23 protein-coding genes are annotated in these 21,953 nt (G+C 67.2%); 9 read left to right on the top strand and 14 right to left on the bottom strand.

Annotation, left to right across the window (positions count from 1 at the left end):
• The gene (locus tag AC07UK_RS20075; protein ID WP_436222734.1) at positions 1–2,397 is read left to right on the top strand and encodes an FUSC family protein; all 2,397 of its coding nucleotides are present in this window, start codon (positions 1–3) and stop codon (positions 2,395–2,397) included.
• 40 nt (positions 2,398–2,437) lie between these two features.
• Here the strand turns inward: AC07UK_RS20075 and AC07UK_RS20070 are convergent, their stop codons facing one another.
• Together AC07UK_RS20070 and AC07UK_RS20065 are read right to left on the bottom strand one after the other, a co-directional pair.
• Positions 2,438–3,775, bottom strand: a complete 1,338-nt coding sequence (locus AC07UK_RS20070; RefSeq protein ID WP_436222733.1) for an ABC transporter ATP-binding protein — start codon at positions 3,773–3,775, stop codon at positions 2,438–2,440.
• Positions 3,776–3,782: 7 nt separating this feature from the next.
• Positions 3,783–5,534: an ABC transporter permease gene (locus AC07UK_RS20065; protein ID WP_494687817.1), complete on the bottom strand. Its 1,752-nt coding sequence runs from the start codon at positions 5,532–5,534 to the stop codon at positions 3,783–3,785.
• Between the two features lie 211 nt (positions 5,535–5,745).
• Between AC07UK_RS20065 and AC07UK_RS20060 the strand changes: the two genes are divergently transcribed.
• Complete coding sequence (locus AC07UK_RS20060) at positions 5,746–6,024, top strand: acylphosphatase (protein ID WP_436222731.1); 279 nt, start codon at positions 5,746–5,748, stop codon at positions 6,022–6,024.
• 4 nt (positions 6,025–6,028) lie between these two features.
• On the opposite strand, the gene AC07UK_RS20055 is transcribed toward AC07UK_RS20060, so the two are convergent.
• The 8 genes from AC07UK_RS20055 to rpe all read right to left on the bottom strand — a co-directional run bounded on the left by AC07UK_RS20055 (position 6,029) and on the right by rpe (position 13,343).
• Positions 6,029–6,805: a uracil-DNA glycosylase gene (locus tag AC07UK_RS20055; RefSeq protein WP_494687818.1), complete on the bottom strand. Its 777-nt coding sequence runs from the start codon at positions 6,803–6,805 to the stop codon at positions 6,029–6,031.
• A 31-nt stretch (positions 6,806–6,836) separates the two neighbouring features.
• The gene (locus AC07UK_RS20050; protein ID WP_436222729.1) at positions 6,837–7,466 is read right to left on the bottom strand and encodes a CYTH domain-containing protein; all 630 of its coding nucleotides are present in this window, start codon (positions 7,464–7,466) and stop codon (positions 6,837–6,839) included.
• 3 nt (positions 7,467–7,469) lie between these two features.
• Complete coding sequence (gene trpC, locus AC07UK_RS20045) at positions 7,470–8,273, bottom strand: indole-3-glycerol phosphate synthase TrpC (RefSeq protein ID WP_494687819.1); 804 nt, start codon at positions 8,271–8,273, stop codon at positions 7,470–7,472.
• A gap of 11 nt (positions 8,274–8,284) precedes the next feature.
• Positions 8,285–9,310 carry an anthranilate phosphoribosyltransferase gene (trpD, locus tag AC07UK_RS20040; RefSeq protein ID WP_436223118.1) on the bottom strand — a complete coding sequence of 342 codons (1,026 nt, stop codon included), beginning with the start codon at positions 9,308–9,310 and terminating at the stop codon, positions 8,285–8,287.
• Positions 9,311–9,372: 62 nt separating this feature from the next.
• On the bottom strand, positions 9,373–9,942 hold the full coding sequence (locus tag AC07UK_RS20035) for an aminodeoxychorismate/anthranilate synthase component II (protein WP_035819767.1): 570 nt from the start codon (positions 9,940–9,942) through the stop codon (positions 9,373–9,375).
• A 20-nt stretch (positions 9,943–9,962) separates the two neighbouring features.
• Complete coding sequence (trpE, locus tag AC07UK_RS20030; protein WP_494687820.1) at positions 9,963–11,480, bottom strand: anthranilate synthase component I; 1,518 nt, start codon at positions 11,478–11,480, stop codon at positions 9,963–9,965.
• 421 nt (positions 11,481–11,901) lie between these two features.
• Positions 11,902–12,645: a phosphoglycolate phosphatase gene (gene gph, locus AC07UK_RS20025; RefSeq protein WP_494687821.1), complete on the bottom strand. Its 744-nt coding sequence runs from the start codon at positions 12,643–12,645 to the stop codon at positions 11,902–11,904.
• Positions 12,642–13,343 carry a ribulose-phosphate 3-epimerase gene (gene rpe, locus AC07UK_RS20020; RefSeq protein ID WP_010809904.1) on the bottom strand — a complete coding sequence of 234 codons (702 nt, stop codon included), beginning with the start codon at positions 13,341–13,343 and terminating at the stop codon, positions 12,642–12,644. Before rpe ends, gph begins: the two co-directional genes overlap by 4 nt.
• Before the next feature lie 237 nt (positions 13,344–13,580).
• Here rpe and apaG point away from each other — a divergent pair, with 237 nt between their 5' ends.
• Complete coding sequence (apaG, locus tag AC07UK_RS20015) at positions 13,581–13,955, top strand: Co2+/Mg2+ efflux facilitator ApaG/CorD (protein WP_010809905.1); 375 nt, start codon at positions 13,581–13,583, stop codon at positions 13,953–13,955.
• Between the two features lie 13 nt (positions 13,956–13,968).
• On the opposite strand, the gene AC07UK_RS20010 is transcribed toward apaG, so the two are convergent.
• A complete protein-coding gene (locus AC07UK_RS20010) occupies positions 13,969–14,184 on the bottom strand; it encodes a hypothetical protein (RefSeq protein ID WP_041228161.1) in 216 nt (71 codons plus the stop codon).
• A 114-nt stretch (positions 14,185–14,298) separates the two neighbouring features.
• Here AC07UK_RS20010 and mltA point away from each other — a divergent pair, with 114 nt between their 5' ends.
• Positions 14,299–15,429 (top strand): murein transglycosylase A, encoded by a 1,131-nt coding sequence (gene mltA / locus AC07UK_RS20005; RefSeq protein ID WP_436222725.1) that lies wholly within the window; start codon positions 14,299–14,301, stop codon positions 15,427–15,429.
• Positions 15,430–15,492: 63 nt separating this feature from the next.
• On the opposite strand, the gene paaK is transcribed toward mltA, so the two are convergent.
• The 3 genes from paaK to paaG are packed head-to-tail and all read right to left on the bottom strand — an operon-like array spanning position 15,493 to position 18,164.
• On the bottom strand, positions 15,493–16,797 hold the full coding sequence (paaK, locus tag AC07UK_RS20000) for a phenylacetate--CoA ligase PaaK (RefSeq protein WP_436222724.1): 1,305 nt from the start codon (positions 16,795–16,797) through the stop codon (positions 15,493–15,495).
• A gap of 49 nt (positions 16,798–16,846) precedes the next feature.
• Positions 16,847–17,299, bottom strand: a complete 453-nt coding sequence (gene paaI / locus AC07UK_RS19995; RefSeq protein ID WP_436222723.1) for a hydroxyphenylacetyl-CoA thioesterase PaaI — start codon at positions 17,297–17,299, stop codon at positions 16,847–16,849.
• A gap of 40 nt (positions 17,300–17,339) precedes the next feature.
• Entirely contained in the window at positions 17,340–18,164 is an 825-nt protein-coding gene (gene paaG, locus AC07UK_RS19990) for a 2-(1,2-epoxy-1,2-dihydrophenyl)acetyl-CoA isomerase PaaG (RefSeq protein ID WP_494687822.1), read from the bottom strand.
• A 265-nt stretch (positions 18,165–18,429) separates the two neighbouring features.
• Between paaG and AC07UK_RS19985 the strand changes: the two genes are divergently transcribed.
• The 5 genes from AC07UK_RS19985 to AC07UK_RS19965 form a co-directional block, all read left to right on the top strand.
• Positions 18,430–19,215 (top strand): amino acid ABC transporter substrate-binding protein, encoded by a 786-nt coding sequence (locus tag AC07UK_RS19985; RefSeq protein WP_494687823.1) that lies wholly within the window; start codon positions 18,430–18,432, stop codon positions 19,213–19,215.
• Positions 19,216–19,325: 110 nt separating this feature from the next.
• Positions 19,326–19,979: an amino acid ABC transporter permease gene (locus AC07UK_RS19980; RefSeq protein ID WP_013958103.1), complete on the top strand. Its 654-nt coding sequence runs from the start codon at positions 19,326–19,328 to the stop codon at positions 19,977–19,979.
• Between the two features lie 37 nt (positions 19,980–20,016).
• Entirely contained in the window at positions 20,017–20,769 is a 753-nt protein-coding gene (locus AC07UK_RS19975) for an amino acid ABC transporter ATP-binding protein (protein ID WP_494687826.1), read from the top strand.
• Between the two features lie 93 nt (positions 20,770–20,862).
• Positions 20,863–21,639 carry an enoyl-CoA hydratase gene (locus tag AC07UK_RS19970; protein WP_494687824.1) on the top strand — a complete coding sequence of 259 codons (777 nt, stop codon included), beginning with the start codon at positions 20,863–20,865 and terminating at the stop codon, positions 21,637–21,639.
• Between the two features lie 128 nt (positions 21,640–21,767).
• A partial coding sequence (locus AC07UK_RS19965; RefSeq protein ID WP_494687825.1) for a hypothetical protein occupies positions 21,768–21,953 on the top strand: 186 nt, incomplete at its 3' end.

The raw sequence follows: 21,953 nt of genomic DNA, 5'->3' as shown, positions 1-21,953 counted from the left end.
ATGCAATACGCGCACGATCCCCGCACCTTCCTGTATTCGCACTACGTCTACCGGGGGCTGCGCTCGGCCACCGGGGTGATCGGCGCCACGCTGATCGCGCTGCACTTCAGCGACCTGCCCACCGCGATGGTGGTGTCGATGGGGGCGCTGTGCACCAGCCTGATGGACCTGCCCAGCCCGCTGAACCACAAGTTCAACGAGATGCTGGCCAGCGTGCTGCTGTGCAGCGTGGTCACGCTGGTGGTGGCGCTGGCCACGCCGTTCCCGCGCGTGATGCCGTTCCTGCTGGTGCTGGTGACGTTCCTGGCCGGCATGATGACGGTGTACGGCAACAAGACGCTGCCGCTGCAGTTCGCGGCGCTGTTCGTGATGACGCTGACCATCAACGAAGACTTCCTGGTGCGGCGCGCGCTGGAGCACGCGGCGCTGTTCAGCATCGGCGCGGTCGCTTATCTCGGCTATGCGATGCTGGTGAGCTGGATCACCGAGCGCCGCACCAAGCAGCAGGTGCTGGCCGAATCGTTGTATGAGCTGGCCGGCTATCTTGAGATCAAGGCCGGCTTCTACGACGCCGGCAACGACTACGAGGCCCAGTTCAACCAGCTGGTGCGCCAGCAGATCGTGGTGGCCGAGCGCCAGCAGGCCGCGCGCGACCTGGTGCTGCGCGGCAACCGCACCCCGCACGACGGGCTGCTGGTGCAGGTGCACATGCGCATGCTCGACCTGTACGAGTACATCCTGTCGACCAACACCGACTATCCGCTGCTGCGCCAGACGTTTGCCGGCACGCCGGTGCTGGACCACCTGCGCGGGCTGGTGCTGCAGATGTGCAAGGACGTGGAAGAGATTGCCTACGAGGTCACGCGCGGCCGCGCCTCGTACGCCACGGTGGAATACCGCCCGGGCCTGCGCGCGGTCGAGGCCGAGATCGCGCAGCTGCGCCACCACCATATCAACCCGGCGGCGATGACGGCGCTGGTTGAAACGCTCGACATGATGCGCGGCGCGATCACGCTGGTCGGCCAGCTGCACGAAGCGTCGCGCACGCCGGTGGAGCCGGCCAGGGTGCTGCCCGGCTCGGACATGACGCCGTTCCTGACGCGCCAGAAGTATGAGTTCAGCGTGCTGCGCGACAACCTGAAGTGGAGTTCGCCGGCGTTCCGTTTCTCGCTGCGGATCTCGATGGCGGTGTCGCTGGGGCTGTGGATCGCCGAGCACGTGCCCTATGTATCGCACAGCTACTGGATCCTGCTGACCATCATCGTCATCCTGAAGCCCAACTTCAGCATGACCAAGCAGCGCTACAACGACCGCGTGATCGGCACGCTGATCGGCTGCGTGGTCTCGGTCGCGATCCTGAAGGTGGTGCACCAGCCGCTGATCCTGCTGGGCGTGCTGTTCCTGTCATTGGTGGCCAGCGCCGCGTTCGTGACCATCAAGTACCGCTATACCGCGATCGCCGCCTGCATCCAGGTGCTGATCCAGATCCACCTGCTGATGCCGGGGAGTCCCACCGTGGCGGGCGAGCGGCTGGTGGATACGGTGATCGGCGGCATCATCGCCTCGCTGTTCAGCTTTGTGCTGCCGAGCTGGGAGTACCGCGCCATCCCCAAGCTGGTGGAAGGCGTGCTACAGGCCAACCGCCGCTATATCGGCGCCACGCGTGACCTGCTGCTGCGCCGGACCAAGGATGACTTTGCCTACCGCGTGCAGCGCAAGCAGTTCATGGACAACCTGTCGGCGCTGATCTCGTCGTTCCAGCGCATGCTGGACGAGCCCAAGAGCCGGCACCGCGCGGTGGACAACCTGAACCGCTTTATCGTGCAGAACTACCTGGTGGCGGCGCATGTGGCGTCGGCGCGCATCCAGGTGCGCCAGCACTATGACGAGCTCGATATTCCGGCCGCGGAAGCCGCGATCGAGCAGGCCACCGAGGCCGCCAGCCACAGCCTGCAGGTGGCCAGCGAGCGGCTGCATGCCGATGAGCGGGGCGGCGGTCGTGGCGCGGGCTTTATCCGCAGCGGGAAAACGCCGGTGGAACGCAAGGCGGCAGCGCCTGCGGTTGTGGACAAGGCGGACGAAACCCCCGCTGAAGCTGCCGCCGGTGCCGAACCGGCAGCGGCCACCGTCAGCACCGAAGTCGCCGAGGCCGCCGAGGATGCCGTCGCCGAACGCCGCGCCCGCCTGGCCGATTCGGCCGACAAGCGCCGCACCGACGTGCTGGTGCACGCGGCCGCCGCCGGCGAATCCAGCCATGAGGCCGGTCCCACCGCCAGCTCCACCGGCCGTCCGGCCAATGCGGTGCTGGAGCGCCGCCTGCGCGCGTTGCGCGAGGACGCGGCCAAGATCGCGCTGCGCACCGGTGCGATCGGCCGCGCCATGCGGGCGCGCGCTTAGCAGCGCGATTGAAGACCGTGGGTGTGGCTTGAGCCTGGGCTTAAGCCCCTTGCCCCTGCGGCAGCTCCTCCTCGGGCAGTGTCAGCATGCCGCTGTTGTAGCTGTACTCAAAGATCTCGCCATAGCGCCCCCAGCCGATCGCCACGCTCAGCACGCGTTCGGCCTCGGCCGCCTTCAGGAACTGCTCGAGCTCGTTCAGCACCTGTTCCTCGCGGATCTCGCCGGCTTCGCTGGCCACCAGCTCGCGGCGGATGTGCGCGGCCAGCGCCACGTTGCCGAGCAGTTGCTGGCCAAAGATCGTCTTGCGCTGCTGCGGCTCGGCGGCATAGTAGGTGCGGCCGGCCTCGGTGGCGGTGATATCGCCGCGCTCGATCGCCACCAGCTTCACCAGTTGCAGCGCTTCGCACGCGGGCAGCAGTTCGTCGTCGGTGAGGCCGGCTTCGTCGGCCAGGTGGGGCAGGTCGGCGCGGCCGTCGAAGGGCGCCTCGCACAGCAGGTCGAGGATGGCTTCCATCTGGCTGATGTCGGCATCCGGCAGGCGGTAGCCGATCTGGCGCGCGGGGGCTTGCGCGGGCACGCGTGCCTCGGCCGCGGGGGCGGTCATCAGCGCGTAGATCTCGTCGACCAGCGCGCGCACCTGCGCGCTGTCGCGGTTGCGCGGGCGCGGCAGCGCAACCGGCACTTCGGCGCGGATGCGGCCCGGGTCGCTCGACAGGATCACGATGCGGTCGGCCATCATCACCGCCTCTTCGATATTGTGCGAGACGATCAGGATGCTCCGGATATTGGCGCGCCCGCTTTCCCACAGCGCCAGCATCTCGTCGCGCAGCGTCTCGCCGGTCAGCACGTCCAGGGCGGAGAAGGCTTCGTCCATCAGCAGCAGGTCCGGCTCGGTCACCAGCGCGCGCGCAATGCCCACGCGCTGGCGCATGCCGCCCGACAGCTCGCGCGGCAGCGCGCTGTTGAAGCCGGCCAGCCCGATCATGTCGATCGCGGCCTCGGCGCGGCGCTCGCGCTCGGCCCTGGGCACGCCCTGGGCTTCGAGCCCCAGCTCAACGTTCTGCTGCACCGTCAGCCACGGGAACAGCGCGAACGACTGGAACACCATGGCGATGCCCTCGGCGGTGCCGGCCAGCCGCTCGCCGCGAAAATGCACCTCGCCGCGGTCGGCGCCGACCAGCCCGGCCATGATGCGCAACAGCGTGGACTTGCCCGAGCCGGACTTGCCCAGCATGGCGACGATCTCGCCCTCGCGCAGCGTCAGGTCCACGCCTTCGAGCACGGCGCGATCGCTCTGGCTGGCGGTGCGGAAGATCTTGCCGACGCCGCGCAGCTCGATCACGGCGGGGGCGGCGGTGGATGCAATGTTCTCTGCCATCGTTGCCTTACAAGCGGGTGCGCTCTTGCGCGAGTTGATACAGGCGGTTCCACAGCAGCCGGTTGAAGCCGACCACGAACAGCGCCATCACGACTATGCCCAGCGCAATGCGCGGGAAGTCGCCGCGCGCGGTGGTCTCGGCGATATAGCTGCCGAGCCCGGTGGCGACGATGGTGCGGTCGCCCCAGGTCACGTACTCGGACACGATGCTCGCGTTCCATGAGCCGCCGGCGGCCGTCACCAGCCCGGTCAGCAGGCTGGGAAAGACCGCGGGGATCAGGAAGCGCTTCCACAGCAGCCAGCCACGCAGGCCGAAATTGCGCGCGGCGAGCTTCAGTTCGGTGGGAATGCCCGACGCCCCCGCCACCACGTTGAACAGGATGTACCACTGCGTGCCGAAGATCAGCAGCGGGCTCAGCCAGATCTCCGGGTTCAGCCCGAAGCGCACGATCAGCATCACCGCCAGCGGGAACATCAGGTTGGCCGGGAAGGCGGCCAGGAACTGCGCAATCGGCTGGGCAATGCGCGCCAGCTCCGGGTTCAGGCCGATGCGGATGCCGATCGGCACCCACACCAGCGCCGCCAGCGCGATCAGCACCACCACGCGCACCATCGTAATCGTGCCGAGCCACAGCACATGCCCGACTTCGGCCCAGCCCACTTCGCTGTGCACGAAGTAGCCCACGCGCAGCAACGCGGCCAATGCCACCAGCACGATCACGGCGTCGCGCAGCCGGCCGAGCCACAGCGCGCGCCGCGGATTGTCCGACTGCGCCGGGGCCTGCCCGCGGCGTGCGCCCCACGCCAGCGTGCGCCCGGCCAGCGCCGCCGTCTGCGCCAGCATCGCACCCACCCACGCCGAGCGGCGCAGCAGGTCCAGCAGCCACGACTGCGGCAGCTTGTCCTGCGCCAGCGTCTCGAAGCGGAAGCGGTCGGCCCATGCCACCAGCGGGCGGAACAGCAGCTGGTCGTACAGCAGGATGCCCACCAGCATCGCCAGGATGGCCCAGCCGATCGCGGCCAGGTCCTGCTGCTGGATCGCCAGCGCGATATAGGAGCCGATGCCGGGCAGGCGGATATCGTGGCCGGATACCGAGATCGCCTCGGACGCCACCACGAAGAACCAGCCACCGGACATCGACATCATCATGTTCCACAGCAGCCCCGGCATGGCGAACGGCACTTCCAGCCGCCAGAAGCGCTGCCACGGCGACAGCCGGAACATGGCCGCCGCTTCCAGCAAGTCGCCCGGGATGGTGCGGAACGACTGGTACAGGCTGAACGCCATGTTCCACGCCTGCGAGGTGAAGATGGCGAAGATCGCCGCGCACTCCACCCCTGCGATATTGCCGGGAAAGAGGGCGATAAAGCCGGTCACGGTGATCGACAGGAAGCCCAGCACGGGTATCGACTGCAGGATGTCCAGCGCCGGCACCAGCACCTTCTCGGCCGTGCGGCTCTTTGACGCCAGCGCGGCAAAGGCCAGCGAGAACAGCAGCGACGCCGCCAGCGCCGCCAGCATGCGGATGCTGGTGCGCATCAGGTAGTAGGGCAGGTAGGCCACGTCCAGGTGCACCGCCAGCTGCTGGTCGGGCTGGAACGGGGCGTTCATCTGCTGCGCGGCGAACGCGACCATCACGATCACGGCCAGGATGATCGGCAGCAGCGCGAGGTCGAAGCGGTTGGGCGGGGCGCGCAGCAGCTGGCTGTCAAAGCCAGGGGCGGGTTGGGCCGCGCGGCGGTCGGCGGGTGGCATCATGGGCGCTTCTCGGGGTGTATCGAGCTTGGATGGCAGGGCTTGTGGCCCGGCCCTGGTTCGCGGCCCCGGCGGACAATGGCAAAGCCCGCATGCCGCCGGCTTCACGCCGGGCGGCGCGCATCCCTTTGTAACGCCCGGCATGGCGGTCTAGTTTACTTGGTGTGGATGACAGATCGCGCACGCTGCCGGCGTGCGCTCAAAGAGAAAAGCCATGAAGAAGGAAACCTGGCGCCTGGTCGCACATGGGCGCGTGCAGGGCGTGGGCTACCGCGCCGCCTGCGCCGACGCGGCGGACGACCTGGGGCTTGGCGGCTGGGTGCGAAACCGGGTCGACGGCACCGTCGAGGTGATGGCGCACGGCACGGTCAAGCAGCTCGAAGCCCTGCAGGCGTGGATGGAACAGGGCCCGCCGGCGGCGCAGGTGACGCTGGTCGAGGTCGGGCCTGGGGAAGGGGAGTTTGGCGGCTTCGAGTTCCGGCCGACGATCTGATGGACTAGGCGGCGGTCCAGTCGACCGGCGTGCGGCCGTTCGCTTCCAGCCAGCGGTTGGCCTCGCGGAAATGCCCGCAGCCCAGGAAGCCCCGGTGCGCCGACAGCGGCGACGGATGCGGCGCTTCCAGCACGCAGTGGCCGGCGCCCAGCAGCGGCTTCTTGGCCTGCGCGTGGCTGCCCCACAGCATGAACACAAGATTCGGGCGGCTGGCGGCGAGGTTCTGGATCAGGCAATCGGTGACGGCTTCCCAGCCGCGCCGCGCGTGGCTGGCGGCCTGGCCCTGTTCCACCGTCAGCACGGTGTTGAGCAGCAGCACGCCCTGGCGCGCCCAGCCTTCCAGGTTGCCGGAGGTGCGCGGCGCGCCGTTGCCGTTGGCGCCGAACTCGGCGGCGATTTCCTTGAAGATGTTGCGCAGGCTGGGGGGCACCTTGATGCCCTCCGGCACCGAGAACGCCAGCCCGTGCGCCTGCGGCAGCTCCACGCCGCCGACCGTGCCGGTGCCGTGGTAGGGATCCTGGCCCAGGATCACCACCTTGACCGCGTCGGGCGGGGTCAGGTGCAGCGCGTGGAAGACATGGTGCGGGAACACCGGCTTGCCAGCGGCACGTTCGCAGTCGACAAAGGCGGCCAGTTCCTGCCACGCCGGCACGCGGATGCACGGGTCCATCAATGTGCGCCAGGCGGCGGGCAGGGCGTCGGCCTGGACCTGCAGGCTGGCCGCAGGGGACGGTTCGCCGGGGGCGCGGGGGGCTTCGGCGGCGAAGAGATCGGCTTGCATGGGTGAGGAAAGCTTGGCGGGAAAACCGCGATTATGAGGCCTTGCCTTCGGCGATTCCCGCCAGGCGGTAGCCGCGCGCGGCTTTGCTGAGGTCCGAGGGTGCCAGCGCGGCAACGGTGGTCAGCCGCGCGGCAAAGGCGCGCAGGGCATCGGCCGCGTGCGCGGCGTCGCCGTCGAGCCATTCCAGTTCGAGTTCCTGGATGGGTTCCTGCGCGGTGGCGGCCGGCGCGGTGATGGTGCCGGAGTCGAGCGCGGCCTCGATGCGCGCGCCGTCCTGCGTGACCAGCCAGGTGCGGCGGACGAAGTCGGTGCGGAACACCGGCGCCAGCCGGCCGATCAGTGGCGCGAGCACGGTTTGCGCTTCCGCGGGGAAGGTTTGCAGCTCGATGGCCTCGCCGGCGATCTCTGCCTCCCATTCATGGCGCGTGGCAAGGCCGCCCTGACTGCTGCCGGCGGTCTTCAGTGTCTGCAGCCATTGCTCGCCCTTGCGGCGCAACCGCAGCGCGGCACGCGCCTGCGCCAGGTCGCGCTCCGGGGTATCGAGGTAGACGTTGAGCAGCGTGGCCTCGCCCTGCGGCGCGCCGTTGGCGTCGAGCCAGGCGGCCAGCGGGGCCAGCGCGTCGTCGGGGACGGCCAGCTTGAGTTCGATTTCCTGGGCCATGGCTCAGGCAAACAGCCGCGCCAGCTCCACGCCCGGATCCGGCGCCCGCATGAACGCCTCACCGACCAGGAAGGCATGCACGTTGGCATCGCGCATGCGCTTCACATCTGCCGGGCCGAGGATGCCGGACTCGGTCACCACCAGCTTGTCGGCCGGCATGTGCGGCAGCAGGTCCAGGGTGTTGTCCAGCGACACCTCGAAGGTGCGCAGGTTGCGGTTGTTCACGCCGAGCAGCGGGGTCTTCAGGCGCAGTGCCGCGTCGAGCTCGTCGTCGCCGTGCACTTCCACCAGCACATCCATGCCGAGCTCGAGCGCACAGGCTTCCAGGTCGGCCATCAGGCCCGGGTCCAGCGCGGCGACGATCAGCAGGATGCAGTCGGCGCCCCAGGTGCGCGCTTCATAGACCTGGTACAGGTCGACCATGAAGTCCTTGCGCAGGGCCGGTAGCGGACAGGCGCCGCGGGCGCGCTTCAGGTAGTCGGCGTGTCCCTGGAAGAAGTTCACGTCGGTCAGCACCGATAAACAAGCAGCGCCATGGCTGGCGTAGCTTTCGGCAATCGACTCGGGCACGAAGTGCTCGCGCAGCACGCCCTTGGATGGCGATGCCTTCTTGACCTCGGCGATCACGCCGGCCTGGCCGGCGGCGATCTTCTCGCGCAGCGCGCGCTCAAAGCCGCGCGGTGCCAGGCCCGGTTCAGTGCGCAGGCTTTCGGCCTCTGCGCGCAGGCTGGGCAGGTCGCGCTTCTTGCGCGCAGCGGCGACTTCGTCGGCCTTCACGGCCAGGATTCTTTGCAGGATGTCGGACATAGTCGCGTCTCTTACTTGAACTGCTGGGTGGCGCGCACGAACTGGTCGAGCTTCTCGCGCGCCGCGCCGCTGGCAATCGCCTCGCGCGCGCGGCGGATGCCGTCTTCGACGGAGTCGGCCACGTTGGCGGCATACAGCGCGGTGCCGGCGTTCAGCGACACGATCTCGCGCGGGGTGCCCGCCACGTTGGTCAGCGCTTCAAGCAGCATTTCCTTCGACTCCATCGCATCGGCCACCTTCAGGCCGCGATTGGAGATCATCTGCAGGCCGAAGTCCTCGGGGTGGATCTCATACTCGCGCACTTCGCCGTCCTTCAGTTCGCCCACCAGGGTGGCGGCGCCCAGCGAGACCTCGTCCATGCCGTCCTTGCCGTACACGACGATGGCGTGCTTCGCGCCCAGGCGCTGCATCACGCGCACCTGGATGCCGACCAGGTCGGGGTGGAACACGCCCATCAGGATGTTGGGCGCGTCGGCCGGATTGGTCAGCGGGCCCAGGATATTGAAGATGGTGCGCACGCCCATCTCCTTGCGGATCGGGGCGACGTTCTTCATCGCCGGGTGGTGCGTGGGCGCGAACATGAAGCCGATGCCGGTCTCTTCGATGCACTGGCCGACCTGCTCGGGCGTCAGCATGATGTTCACGCCCAGCGCTTCCAGCACGTCCGCGCTGCCCGACTTGGAGCTGACGCCACGGTTGCCATGCTTGGCGATCTTGGCGCCGGCAGCGGCCGCGACGAACATCGACGCGGTGGAGATATTGAAGGTGTGCGAGCCGTCGCCGCCGGTGCCGACGATATCGACGAAGTTCTCGCGATCGGCCACCGACACCTTGTTGGCGAACTCGCGCATCACCTGCGCGGCGGCGGAGATCTCGCCGATGGTTTCCTTCTTGACGCGCAGGCCGGTCAGGATCGCGGCGGCCATCACCGGCGAGATCTGCCCCTGCATGATCTGCCGCATCAGGTGCAGCATCTCGTCATGGAAGATTTCGCGGTGCTCGATGCAGCGCGTCAGGGCTTCTTGCGGCGTGATCATGGCGTTCTCGTTGACAGTCTGGATGGCGTGGTGCGGGCTGGAAGGTGCGGAATCGAGCAGTCTCATCGCGGCGCCTTGACGAAGTTGGCCAGCAGCGCATGGCCATGCTCGGACAGGATCGACTCGGGATGGAACTGCACGCCTTCTACGGCGAGCGTCTTGTGGCGCACGCCCATGATCTCGCCGTCCGGGGTCCAGGCGGTGATCTCCAGGCAATCGGGCAGGGTTTCGCGCTCGATTGCCAGTGAATGATAGCGCGTCACGTCGAAGTGCTTGGGCAGCCCGGCGAACACGCCTTGCTGCGTAGTCTCGATGGTGCTGACCTTGCCGTGCATGACCTGCTTGGCGCGGATCACCTTGCCGCCAAAGGCTTCGCCGATGGCCTGGTGGCCCAGGCACACGCCCAGCAGCGGGATCTTGCCGGCAAAGTGCTGCAGCGCCGCCACCGAGATGCCGGCCTCCTTCGGGCTGCACGGGCCGGGCGAGACGCAGATGTGGTCCGGCTTGAGCGCCTCGATCTCCTCGATGGTGATCTCGTCGTTGCGGTAGGTGCGCACGTCTTCGCCCAGTTCGCCGAAATACTGGACCAGGTTATAGGTGAACGAATCGTAGTTGTCGATCATCAGCAGCATGGCGTCTGTCTCCTGTTCTCTCAGATGTCGGAGTCCAGGCCATCCTGGACCTGCTCGGCGGCGCGGATCACGGCGCGCGCCTTGGCTTCGGTTTCCCTCCATTCGGCTTCGGGGTCCGAATCGGCAACGATGCCGGCGGCGGCCTGCACATAGAGGTTCCCGTCCTTGACGATGCCGGTGCGGATCGCAATTGCCAGGTCCATCTCGCCGCCGAACGACAGGTAGCCCACCGCGCCGCCATAGATGCCGCGCTTGCGCGGCTCCAGCTCGTCGATGATTTCCATCGCGTGGACCTTGGGCGCGCCCGACAGCGTGCCGGCCGGGAAGGTCGCGCGCAGCACGTCCAGGTTGCTGATGCCTTCGCGCAGCGTGCCTTCGACCGAGCTGACGATGTGCTGCACGTGCGAGTACTTCTCGATCACCATCTTGTCGGTGACCTTGACCGAACCGGTCTCGGCGATGCGGCCGATATCGTTGCGCGCCAGGTCGATCAGCATCACGTGCTCGGCGATCTCCTTGGGATCCTGCAGCAGCTCGGTGGCGAGCTGGGCGTCCTTCTCCGGCGTGTTGCCGCGCGGGCGCGTGCCGGCCAGCGGGCGGATGGTGACGATGTGCTCGCTGCGCATGTCGCCGTTGGTGCCGACCTTGCGCTCTTCCTGGCGCACCAGGATCTCCGGCGAGGCGCCCACCACCTGGAAGTCGCCGAAGTTGTAGAAGTACATGTACGGCGACGGGTTCAGCGAGCGCAGCGCGCGGTACAGCGACAGCGGTGCGTCGCGGTAGGGCTTGACCAGGCGCTGGCCGATCTGCACCTGCATCATGTCGCCGGCCATGATGTATTCCTTGGCCTTGTGCACCGCGGCCAGATAGTCGGCCTTGGCGAATTCGCGGTAGACCTCGGTCTGCACCGACGGGCTGGTGACCGGCACGTCCACCGGCTGGCGCAGCTTCATGCGCAGCTCGCGCAGGCGCTGGCGGGCGCGGGGGTAGGCCTCGGGCGTGGTCGGGTCGGCGTAGACGATCAGGTAGAGCTTGCCCGACAGGTTGTCGATGACGGCCAGTTCCTCGCACAGCAGCAACTGGATGTCCGGCAGGTTCAGGTCGTCGGGCTTCTGCGTGTCGGCGAGCTTCTTCTCGATATAGCGCACGGCGTCGTAGCCGAAGTAGCCGGCCAGGCCGCCGCAGAAGCGCGGCAGTCCGGGGCGCAGCGCCACCTTGAAGCGCTGTTCGAACTCGGCGATGAAATCGAGCGGGTTGCCTTCGTGGGTTTCCACCACCTTGCCGTCGGTCACCACCTCGGTGCGGTTGCCGAAGGCGCGCAGCAGCGTGCGGGCATGCAGGCCGATAAACGAAAAGCGCCCGAAGCGCTCGCCGCCCACCACCGATTCCAGCAGGAAGGTGTTGACGCCGCGGGTCTGCGACTGGGCCAGCTTCAGGTACAGCGACAGCGGCGTTTCCAGGTCGGCAAAGGCCTCGGCGATCAGCGGGATGCGGTTGTAGCCCTGGTCGGCCAGCGATTTGAATTCCAGTTCGGTCATGTCGGTCCTCTTGTGCGGCGCGCGCTGCGCGGTGGAGGGGCGCGGCGCCGCTTATCGGCAATCAGGCTGGAGCGAATGGATACCCGCCCCGTTGGCGGGCCGTGGTGCAAGCGGCTTGCGGACAAGACTGCACACGGCCGGGGAAGGGCGTGCGGCGCGTTCTTGAGCTAAACGTAGCACACGAATATAGCGGCTACGCTGGCTTGCGGCGGGTTTTGGTGGGAATGCCCGGCAGCTAGGCCGGTGTGGCGAGGCCCTCGGGTCGAGGGCTCGTCAGCAAACTCGCGAACGCACTTTACGCCTGTTGGGAGGCGCGCCAGCGACGCCAGGGCCAAGCCTGCCGATCACTGCCAGAAGAGATGCGTTTGCGGTTGAGAAACATGAAATGTTTGGGATTTGGTCGGGATCGACGAAATTCGGACTATCGATGACCTGCCCAGTGTGCCGCAAACAGCGCTGCGGCGTGGGCAATGGAGTTGACTATACCATCGGCGTCAACGGCTTGTACAGGGTTGCCATGGTTGTAGCCATAGGGCACCAGCAGCACGCCCATGCCGGCCGCGCGGGCCGCCTGCGCGTCGTTTTCCGAGTCGCCCAGCGCCGCCATGGCCGACGGCTCCAGCCCGAAGGCGTCGGCTACTTTCAGCAGCGGGAAGGGATCGGGCTTGCGCAGCGGGAAGGCGTCGCCGCCGTAGACCAGCTCGAAGTACTGGGTCAGCCCGGTCTTGGCCAGCAGCGGCTCGGTGAAGCTGTAGGGCTTGTTGGTCACGCAGGCCAGCCGCAGCCCGGCCGCCTTCATCGCCGCCAGGCCTTCGCGCACGCCGGGGTAGACCTGCGAGAACTGGCCGTTGATGCGGATGTACTCGCGGTCGTACAGCGCATAGGCGTCGGCGAACAGGCCGTTGGCATGCAGCGGCGAGAAGCGCGCGTCCAGCACGCGCCGGATCAGGTTTTCCGAGCCCTTGCCGACATAGCTGACGATCTCCGCTTCGGACATCGGCGCCGCCGGGCCCAGGTTGGGGTGCTGGCGGCCCAGCGCCAGCAGCATGGCGTTGATCGAGGCGTGGAAGTCGCCCGCGGTGTCGACCATGGTGCCGTCGAGGTCGACGATCACGCCTTCGATGCCGCGCCAGTCAGTGCGGCGCAGGAACACGCCTTCCGTCATTGGCCGGCCTTGGCCAGTTCGCCGCGCAGGGCCGAGATGATGCCGCGGTAGCCGCCGTCCGCATCCGGCTTGCCAAACACGGCCGAGCCCGCCACGAAGGTGTCGGCGCCGGCCGCGGCGATCTCGGCGATGTTGTCCACCTTCACGCCGCCGTCCACTTCCAGCAGGATGGTGCGGCCGGTGCGGGCGGTGTATTCATCGATGCGCTGGCGCACGGCGCGCAGCTTGTTGAGGGTTTCCGGGATGAACGACTGGCCGCCGAAGCCCGGGTTGACCGACATCAGCAGGATCACGTCGAGGCGGTCCATCACGTGGTCCAGGTGGTGCAGCGGCGTGGCCGGGTTGAACACCAGGCCGGCCTGGCAGCCGTGGTCGCGGATCAGCGCGAGCGAGCGGTCCACGTGCTCGCTGGCTTCCGGGTGGAAGGTGATGATATTGGCGCCCGCCTTGGCAAAGTCCGGGATGATCCGGTCCACCGGGCGCACCATCAGGTGCACGTCGATCGGCGCGGTCACGTGCGGGCGGATCGCCTCGCACACCAGCGGGCCCACGGTCAGGTTGGGCACGTAATGGTTGTCCATCACGTCGAAGTGGATCCAGTCGGCGCCAGCCTCGGTCACGCGGCGCACTTCCTCGCCCAGGCGGGCAAAGTCGGCGGACAGGATGGACGGGGCGATGCGGTAGGTGGGCGTGCTCATGTCGGCGGCTAGGAGGTGGGGTGCTGGGGAATGCTGTTTGCGTCTCCGGCGCGCCCAGGGGCGGGCGCCAGAGGGGATCAGGCGGGGCGTCCGGCCCGGCCCGGCCCTGAAAGGGCTATATTCTACCGCTGCCCGGCGCGCGGTGATCTTGCCGGTGCTCTTGCCCGTGCCGCGGCCATCCCGCACAATGCGGCTACCCACTTCCCTGCCTGGCGCCTCACGCCGGCCCTGCCCACGATGAGCGAGTACGCTTTCTCCGTCTCGGTACGCACCCAGTACCTCCCGGACCAGTCAGAACCTGAGCGCGGGCGCCATGCCTTCGCCTACACCATCACCATCCACAATACCGGCGAGGTGGCGGCGCAGCTGATCTCGCGCCACTGGGTCATTACCGACAGCGACAACGGCACGCAGGAAGTGGCGGGCCTGGGCGTGGTCGGCCACCAGCCACTGCTCAAGCCGGGCGAGCATTTCGAATACACCAGCTGGGCCACCATCTCGACTCCGGTGGGCTCGATGAAGGGCGAATACTTCTGCGTGGCCGAGGACGGCCACCGCTTCGAGGTGCCGATCCCTGAATTCGCGCTGGTGCTGCCGCGCATGCTGCACTGACCCTGCGGGGAACCTATTGGCGCGATGCGCTGTCCTGATCCTGCGGCGGCGCTTCAGCGCTGCCCTGCGCCGGTTGGCGCGACGGATGCTCGGACGGGGCGCGCGTGGGACGCGGGTTCTTTTTCGCCGTGCCCATGGTCCAGACCACGATAAAGATCAGCAGGAACAGCGCCACGCCGGCTTCGAGGGCGAACAGCAGCATGGGATGGGCTTCGAAGAACTTGCTCATGGCGGGTGCAGCGCGGGCCCGCGGGGCCGCAGGCGATGGTTGAAGGATGACGGTGGGATTGTAGGGGCAATCGGCCCCGCAAGCTGCGCCGCCCGGACTTTGAACAATAGCAAGATGGCATACGCAGACTCTTTCCCGATTTTCCCAGTTTCTCCCTGGCGCTCGCTGCGCGTTCGCGGCTGGCTGGCGCTGTCCGGCGCGGCCGTGCTGCTGGCCGGCTGCATGAGCGGCCCGCCGCCGCGCATCGAGACCGGCCCGGCCACGCCGCCGACGGCCTCGTCGCAGAAGGGCAGTCTGCAGGCCGCCAACTGGGCCGAGATCGGCGGCTGGGCCCAGGACGACGTGCGCGCCGCCTGGCCCGCGTTGCAGGCCAGCTGCCAGGCGCTGAAGAAGCGCGCCGAGTGGAGCCGCGCCTGTGCCGCCGGCATGATGGTCGATGCCGGCGACCTCAACGCCATGCGCGCCTATTTCGAAAGCAACTTCCAGCCTTACCGCGTGCTCAACGGCGACGGCACCGACAACGGCCTGATCACCGGCTACTACGAACCGATCCTGCACGGCTCGCGCACGCGCCAGGGCAAGTTCCAGGTGCCGCTGTACCGCAAGCCGGCGCAGTTCGGCAACCGCCCGCTGCCGGCCCGCGCCGAGCTGCTGCAGAACCCGGCCATGCGCGGCAGCGAGCTGGTCTGGGTAGATGACGCAGTCGAGGCCGCCTTCCTGCAGATCCAGGGCTCGGGCCGCATCCGCATGGCCGACGGCAGCATCATGCGGGTGGGCTTCGGCGGCACCAACGACCAGCCGTTCCGCTCGTTCGGCAAATGGCTGCTGGACCGCGGCGAGATCACGCCGGCGCAGGCCACCATGCAGGGCATCAAGGCCTGGGCGCGCGCCAACCCCGGCCGCGTCGACGAGATGCTCAACATCAACCCGCGCTTTGTCTTCTTCCGCGAGCTGCCGGCCAGCAACGACGGCCCGGTGGGCGCGCTGGGCGTGCCGCTGACGGCGGAGCGCTCGATCGCGGTCGACCCGGCCACCATTCCGCTGGGGGTGCCGGTGTTTCTGTCGACCACGCGTCCGCTCTCGACCGAGCCGATCCAGCGGCTGATGTTCGCGCAGGACACCGGCAGCGCCATCAAGGGCGGGGTACGCGCGGACTTCTTCTGGGGCGCGGGCGACGCCGCCGGCGAGACCGCGGGCCGCATGAAGCAAGGCGGCCGCATGTGGGTGCTGATGCCGCGCAGCTGAGCGTAGCAGCCGGCAACGAAAAAGGGCGCCATCGCGGCGCCCTTTCTTCATGGTGGACGGCCCTCAGCGCGGGCGCTGGTCGACGATCCGCCGCGCCTTGCCCACCGAGCGCTCGACGCCGCCCTCAGGCAGCACCTCGATGCCGGCGGTGACGCCGATATAGGCCTTGATCTCCTGCGCCAGCCGCTCGCGCGCGCCTTGCGCCAGCGCGGGCTCGCTGCCGTGCGCGCATTCCACGCGCACCGTCAGCGTGTCCATGTGGCCGTCCTTGGTCAGCACGCACTGGTAGTGCGGCGCCAGCTCGGCGTGCTTGAGGATGAGTTCCTCGATCTGCGACGGGAACACGTTGACCCCGCGCACGATCATCATGTCGTCGGTGCGGCCGGTGACCTTCTCCATGCGGCGGAATGCCGCACGCGCCGTGCCCGGCAGCAGCCGGGTCAGGTCGCGGGTGCGGTAGCGCACCACCGGCATCGCCTCCTTGGTCAGCGAGGTGAACACCAGCTCCCCGAACTCCCCGTCGGGCAGCACTGCGCCGGTGTCGGGATCGATGATCTCGGGGTAGAAATGGTCTTCCCAGATGGTCGGGCCGTCCTTGGTCTCGGCGCACTCATTGGCCACGCCCGGGCCCATCACCTCTGACAGGCCGTAGATATCGACTGCCGAGATGCCCATGCGCTTCTCGATCGCCAGCCGCATTTCCGGCGTCCACGGCTCCGCGCCGAAGATGCCCACGCGCAGCGAACTGCTGGCCGGGTCGATGCCCTGGCGCTCGAACTCGTCGGCGATCGCCAGCATATAGCTGGGGGTCACCATGATGACTTCGGGCTTGAAGTCCTGGATCAGCTGCACCTGGCGCTCGGTCTGCCCGCCGCCGAAGGGGATCGCGGTCAGGCCGGCCTTCTCCACGCCGTAGTGCGCGCCCAGGCCGCCGGTGAAGAGGCCGTAGCCGTAGCTGATGTGCACCTTGTCGCCGCGCCGCGCGCCCGAGGCGCGGATCGAGCGCGCCATTACCGTGGCCCAGTTGTCAATGTCCTGGAGCGTGTAGCCGACCACGGTGGGCTTGCCGGTGGTGCCGGACGAGGCGTGGATGCGCGCCACCCGGTCCTGCGGCACGGCGAACATGCCGAACGGGTAGTTGTCGCGCAGGTCCTGCTTGCTGGTGAACGGGAAGCGCGCCAGGTCGGCCAGCGAACGCAGCTGGTCGGGGTGGACCCCGGCTTCGTCGAACTTGCGGCGGTACACCGGCGAATTGGCGTAGGCGTGGTTGAGCGACCATCTCAGCCGCTCCAGCTGCAAGGCCTGCAGCTCGGCGCGGCTGGCGGTCTCGATCGCATCCAGGGGCAGATCGGTCAGGCGCGTGCTCATGTCGTCTCCTGCACGGGGGCGTTGGTCTTAAGTATCTTGCCGGAATTGCTCAGGCGCCTTCTGTCCCTTCAGGCGGCGGCACCACGTGTCCCTTGATCTGCGCCGACTTGCCGCGGAACATCGCCACCACCTGGCCCGCGGCGTTGGTCACGCGGATATCGTAGATGCCGTGCCGGCCGGACAGGACCTGCTCGGTGGCCTCGGCGGTCAGCACGTCGCCGCCGTGCACGGGCTTGAGGAATTCGATGCTGCAGCCCGCCGCCACGGTGTTGATGTTATGGCTGTTGCAGGCAAAAGCGAAGGTCGAATCGGCCAGCGTGAACATCAGGCCGCCGTGGCAGATGCCGTGGCCGTTGAGGAATTCCTTGCGCACCGGCATGGTCAGCCGGGCGTAGCCGGGCCGCACGGCCGCGACCGTGATGCCCAGCCAGCGGCTGCAGGTGTCGGCTTCATACATGGCGGCGGCGGCCGCTTCGGCGAGGGCCTGGGGGTCCTGTTTCAAGCTGGTCTCCTATATAGAGGGGCGGGCAGGCCCGCGCGGCTTACTTGCCGGTGAAGTGCGGTGCGCGCTTTTCGAGGAAGGCGTTGACGCCCTCCGCATAGTCGGCCGACTGGCCGAGCTCGCGCTGCAGGTCGCGCTCCAGGTCCAGCTGGGTGTCCAGCGTGGCGGTGGCGCTGGCATACATGGCGCGCTTGATCGCGGCCAGCGCGCGGGTCGGCTGCCCGGCCAGGTGCGTGGCCAGCGCCAGCGCCTGTTCCGGCAGCAGCGGGTCGTCCATGGTCTCCCAGACCAGGCCCCATTTCTCGGCCTCTTCGGCGCTCAGCCGCTCGCCGGTCATGGCCAGGCCCAGTGCGCGCGCCATGCCGATGCGCTTCGGCAGCAGCCAGGTGCCGCCCGAATCCGGCACCAGCCCGATCTTGACGAAGGCCTGGATAAAGCTGGCCGAGCGCGCCGCCAGCACCATGTCGCAGGCCAGCGCCAGGTTGGCCCCGGCGCCCGCCGCGGTGCCGTTGACCGCCGCCACCACCGGCAGCGGCAGTGCCTGCAGCCGGCGGATCAGCGGGTTGAACCAGGTATCGATCAGCTCGCCCAGGTCGGTCATGTGCCCGGGCGTGAAATCCAGGTCGGCCAGGTCCTGGCCGGCGCAGAAGCCGCGGCCCGCCCCGGTCAAAAGCAGGGCGCGCGCGCCGCCGGCCTCGACATGGTCGAGCGCCTGCTGCAGCGCCTGGTGCATCGCGCGGGTGAAGCTGTTGAGCTTGTCGGGGCGGTTCAGGGTGATCACGGCCACCGGGCCCTGCCATTGCAGCAAGACCGGGCCGGCATCGATGCTGACCGGCTGGCCAGCGGAGGTGGACATCGGGGGCATTGGATTGTCTCCTGCCGGATATTGTCGCGGTCGGCGCGGGCGGCTGTTGTCGACGGCGCCTCTTAAATAAACCGACCAGTCGGTCGGCAAATGTTAGCACTAATTTTCGGCTGCGGGTTGGCGCGTGCCTTCCAATGCAAGCAGGGTCCGCAATGGCGGTCGCGGGCGTCGCTCTATAATCGCGCTGCCAACAACAATCTGAAACCTGCCGGCCGACATCTGTGTGCGGATACCGGCATGCTCGCCTATTCGCATTGGAAATCCTATGAAGAAGATCGCTGCATTACTCCTGATTTCGTCCGTGGCGCTGTTTGCGGCGTGCGGCAAGAAAGAAGCGGCCCCTGCTGCCGGCGCCGACACGGCCACCAAGATCATTGTCGGCCTGGACGACAACTTCCCGCCCATGGGTTTTCGCGATGACAAGAATGAGCTCGTCGGCTTCGATATCGATATGGCCAAGGAGGCCAGCCGCCGTCTCGGCATGACGGTCGAATTCAAGCCGATCGACTGGAGCGCCAAGGAGGCGGAACTCAACGGCAAGCGCGTGGATGTGCTGTGGAACGGGCTGACCATCACCGAAGAGCGCAAGAAGAACATCAGCTTCACCGCGCCCTATATGACCAACCACCAGATCGTCATCGTCGGTGCCAGCTCGCCGGTGAAGGCCAAGGCCGACCTGGCCGGCCGCATCGTCGGCGCGCAGGACGGCAGCAGCGCGGTCGATGCGATCAAGAAGGAAAGCCAGGTCGCCGCGGGCCTGAAGGAACTCAAGACCTTCGGCGATAACGTCACGGCCTTGATGGACCTGTCGACCGGCCGCCTCGATGCAATTGTGGTGGATGAAGTGGTGGGCCGCTACCTGATCAGCAAGCGTGCCGGCGAATACAAGGTGCTGGAGGAAAACTTCGGCACGGAAGAATATGGCGTCGGCGTACGCAAGGATGACGCCGAGCTGCTCGGCAAGCTCGACAAGACCCTGGCTTCCATGAAGCAGGATGGCACGGCGGCCCGCATAGCCACCCAGTGGTTTGGCACTGACATCACCAAGTAATCCAGACGCTGCGTGACGCCCTGCGCCGTTCCGGCAGGGCGCCGCGCCACATCCGGACTCACGCGCCGGCCCGGCGCCTGGGATCCCACCTCCTTCTGTTTCGCGCGAGCATGGACTACGTCTTATCTCTTCTGGCGCCATTGGCGCAGGGTGCGCAAGTCACGCTCACACTATTCGCCATCACGCTTGCCCTGTCGGTGCCGCTGGGGCTTGCGCTGGCGCTGGCACGCATCTCGTCATGGCCGTGGCTGAGCGGCCTGGTCAATGGCTATATCTGGCTGATGCGCGGCACGCCGCTGATGCTGCAGATGCTGTTTATCTATTTCGCGCTGCCGTTCGTGCCGGTCATCGGCGTGCGCCTGCCTGACTTTCCCGCCGCAGTGGTGGCCTTCGCCCTGAACTACGCTGCCTATTTCGCAGAAATCTTCCGCGCCGGGATCAAGTCCGTCGATCGCGGCCAGTATGAAGCCAGCAAGGCGCTGGGCATGAACTATTTCCAGACGATGCGGCGGGTCGTGCTGCCGCAGATGGTCAGCCGGGTGTTGCCGCCGGTCAGCAATGAAACCATTACGCTGATCAAGGACACGTCCCTGATCTACGTGCTGGCCCTCAACGATATTCTTCGCACCGCGCGCGGCATCGTGCAGCGTGATTTCACCACCACGCCTTTCCTGGTCGCCGCGCTCTTCTATCTGGTGATGACGCTGATTCTGACCTGGTTCTTCCAGAATCTCGAAAAACGCTATGCCAAACATGATGACTAATCCGACCGGCGCCAATTCCCACAATGCGCCCGGCATCATGATCGCGGCGCGGGACCTCTTCAAATCGTTCGGGCCATTGGAGGTCTTGCGCGGCGTCTCCCTGACCTTGCGCAAGGGGGATGTCACTGCGGTGATCGGGCCCTCGGGCTCGGGCAAGAGTACTTTGCTGCGCTGCCTGAATCATCTTGAGGTGATCGACCGCGGCACCCTTGAAATCGAAGGCGAGGCGCTGGCGGCCGCCGGCCCTGACGGCGCAGCCAGATATGTGGCGGACGCGGAAGTGCGCCGCATCTGCCGGAAGATGGGCATGGTGTTCCAGTCGTTCAACCTGTTTCCGCACATGACGGTGCTGCAGAACATTATCGAAGCCCCCATGACCGTCAAGGGACTGGCGCGCGATGCGGTCGTGCCCAAGGCCGAGGAGCTGCTGCGCAAGGTTGGCCTGCTGGCCAAGCGGGACAGCTACCCGGCTCGCCTGTCAGGCGGCCAGAAGCAACGGGTGGCGATTGCGCGGGCGCTGGCCATGGAGCCCGACATCATGCTGTTCGACGAGCCGACCTCCGCGCTGGACCCGGAGCTGACCGGGGAGGTGCTGCGCACCATGCGGCAACTGGCTGAAGAACATATGACCATGCTGGTTGTCACGCATGAGATGGGGTTTGCGCGGGAAGTGGCAAACCACGTCGTGTTCATGGATGAGGGCAGGATCCTGGAGGAAGGGCTGCCTGAGGAAGTGTTCGGGGCACCAGCTCACGCGCGCACCCGCGAATTCCTGGCGCACATGCTCTAGGCGGCGCCTGCGCCGCCACGCCGCAACCGGTGGCAGAATAGCCCGCAGCCGGTGGCGACGGTGCCATCCGCCTGCAAATACATAGGAGAAGACATGCCGTACGAAAACATCCTGGTCGAGACCCGTGCCCGTGTTGGCCTGGTCACGCTGAACCGCCCGAAGGCCCTGAACGCGCTCAATGACGCGCTGATGGACGAGCTTGGCGCCGCGCTGACCGCCTTCGACCAGGATGAGGGCATCGGCGCCATCGTCATTACCGGCAGCGAGCGCGCCTTTGCCGCCGGCGCCGATATCGGCATGATGGCCAAGTATTCCTTCATGGACGTGTACAAGGGCGATTACATCACCCGCAACTGGGAAACCATCCGCAAGATCCGCAAGCCGGTGATCGCCGGCGTGGCCGGCTATGCGCTGGGCGGCGGCTGCGAGCTGGCGATGATGTGCGACATCATCATTGCGGCAGATTCGGCCAGGTTCGGCCAGCCCGAGGTGAAGCTGGGCACCATGCCCGGCGCCGGCGGCACCCAGCGCCTGCCGCGCGCGGTGTCCAAGGCCAAGGCCATGGACCTGTGCCTGACCTCGCGCATGATGGATGCCGCCGAAGCCGAGCGCTCGGGCCTGGTGTCGCGCGTGGTGCCGGCCGACAAGCTGCTGGACGAAGTGCTGGCGGCCGCCGAGACCATCGCCGGGTTCTCGCTGCCGGTGGTCATGATGATCAAGGAGTCGGTCAACGCTGCCTACGAGACCACGCTGGCCGAAGGCGTGCACTTCGAGCGCCGGCTGTTCCATGCCACCTTCGCCAGCGAAGACCAGAAGGAAGGCATGGCCGCTTTCGTCGAGAAGCGCAGCCCGAATTTCCAGCATCGCTAAGGCCCGGATCAGGGAATACCCGAGGGCAGTGCGGGGGTATTATGTTTCTCCCGCACTCGTCATTTCGGGGATTTCCTTTGCTACTCAACGGCTTACGACATAATCCCCGGAACCCCTAGCGGATCGTTGTGACAAAGTTGTTGCAAGGTGCGCGAATCCGGCCTAATATTCGCCCCCTCGCAACACACAACGCGGCGCTGCAAAGCAGACGCAGCAAGGGTTGCGGGGTCGACCGGAAGGTTGGCGCAGCGAAGTTTGCAGCGCTGACCGCAGCGAAAAAAGTTGCTGAAACGGTTGACGAAACGAAGAAAGCT

The sequence above is a fragment of the Cupriavidus sp. GW821-FHT07C08 genome (assembly GCF_059419025.1).
Note: the sequence above shows the minus strand (reverse complement) of the source record. Positions and strands in the feature narration are given on the sequence as shown.

What these genes read in the sequence shown, in the direction of transcription:
- AC07UK_RS20075 (WP_436222734.1), top strand. Translation starts at nt 1, where the DNA reads ATGCAATACGCGCACGATCCCCGCACCTTCCTGTATTCGCACTACGTC.
- AC07UK_RS20070 (WP_436222733.1), bottom strand. Translation starts at nt 3,775, where the DNA reads ATGGCAGAGAACATTGCATCCACCGCCGCCCCCGCCGTGATCGAGCTG.
- AC07UK_RS20065 (WP_494687817.1), bottom strand. Translation starts at nt 5,534, where the DNA reads ATGATGCCACCCGCCGACCGCCGCGCGGCCCAACCCGCCCCTGGCTTT.
- AC07UK_RS20060 (WP_436222731.1), top strand. Translation starts at nt 5,746, where the DNA reads ATGAAGAAGGAAACCTGGCGCCTGGTCGCACATGGGCGCGTGCAGGGC.
- AC07UK_RS20055 (WP_494687818.1), bottom strand. Translation starts at nt 6,805, where the DNA reads ATGCAAGCCGATCTCTTCGCCGCCGAAGCCCCCCGCGCCCCCGGCGAA.
- AC07UK_RS20050 (WP_436222729.1), bottom strand. Translation starts at nt 7,466, where the DNA reads ATGGCCCAGGAAATCGAACTCAAGCTGGCCGTCCCCGACGACGCGCTG.
- trpC (WP_494687819.1), bottom strand. Translation starts at nt 8,273, where the DNA reads ATGTCCGACATCCTGCAAAGAATCCTGGCCGTGAAGGCCGACGAAGTC.
- trpD (WP_436223118.1), bottom strand. Translation starts at nt 9,310, where the DNA reads ATGATCACGCCGCAAGAAGCCCTGACGCGCTGCATCGAGCACCGCGAA.
- AC07UK_RS20035 (WP_035819767.1), bottom strand. Translation starts at nt 9,942, where the DNA reads ATGCTGCTGATGATCGACAACTACGATTCGTTCACCTATAACCTGGTC.
- trpE (WP_494687820.1), bottom strand. Translation starts at nt 11,480, where the DNA reads ATGACCGAACTGGAATTCAAATCGCTGGCCGACCAGGGCTACAACCGC.
- gph (WP_494687821.1), bottom strand. Translation starts at nt 12,645, where the DNA reads ATGACGGAAGGCGTGTTCCTGCGCCGCACTGACTGGCGCGGCATCGAA.
- rpe (WP_010809904.1), bottom strand. Translation starts at nt 13,343, where the DNA reads ATGAGCACGCCCACCTACCGCATCGCCCCGTCCATCCTGTCCGCCGAC.
- apaG (WP_010809905.1), top strand. Translation starts at nt 13,581, where the DNA reads ATGAGCGAGTACGCTTTCTCCGTCTCGGTACGCACCCAGTACCTCCCG.
- AC07UK_RS20010 (WP_041228161.1), bottom strand. Translation starts at nt 14,184, where the DNA reads ATGAGCAAGTTCTTCGAAGCCCATCCCATGCTGCTGTTCGCCCTCGAA.
- mltA (WP_436222725.1), top strand. Translation starts at nt 14,299, where the DNA reads ATGGCATACGCAGACTCTTTCCCGATTTTCCCAGTTTCTCCCTGGCGC.
- paaK (WP_436222724.1), bottom strand. Translation starts at nt 16,797, where the DNA reads ATGAGCACGCGCCTGACCGATCTGCCCCTGGATGCGATCGAGACCGCC.
- paaG (WP_494687822.1), bottom strand. Translation starts at nt 18,164, where the DNA reads ATGCCCCCGATGTCCACCTCCGCTGGCCAGCCGGTCAGCATCGATGCC.
- AC07UK_RS19985 (WP_494687823.1), top strand. Translation starts at nt 18,430, where the DNA reads ATGAAGAAGATCGCTGCATTACTCCTGATTTCGTCCGTGGCGCTGTTT.
- AC07UK_RS19980 (WP_013958103.1), top strand. Translation starts at nt 19,326, where the DNA reads ATGGACTACGTCTTATCTCTTCTGGCGCCATTGGCGCAGGGTGCGCAA.
- AC07UK_RS19975 (WP_494687826.1), top strand. Translation starts at nt 20,017, where the DNA reads ATGATCGCGGCGCGGGACCTCTTCAAATCGTTCGGGCCATTGGAGGTC.
- AC07UK_RS19970 (WP_494687824.1), top strand. Translation starts at nt 20,863, where the DNA reads ATGCCGTACGAAAACATCCTGGTCGAGACCCGTGCCCGTGTTGGCCTG.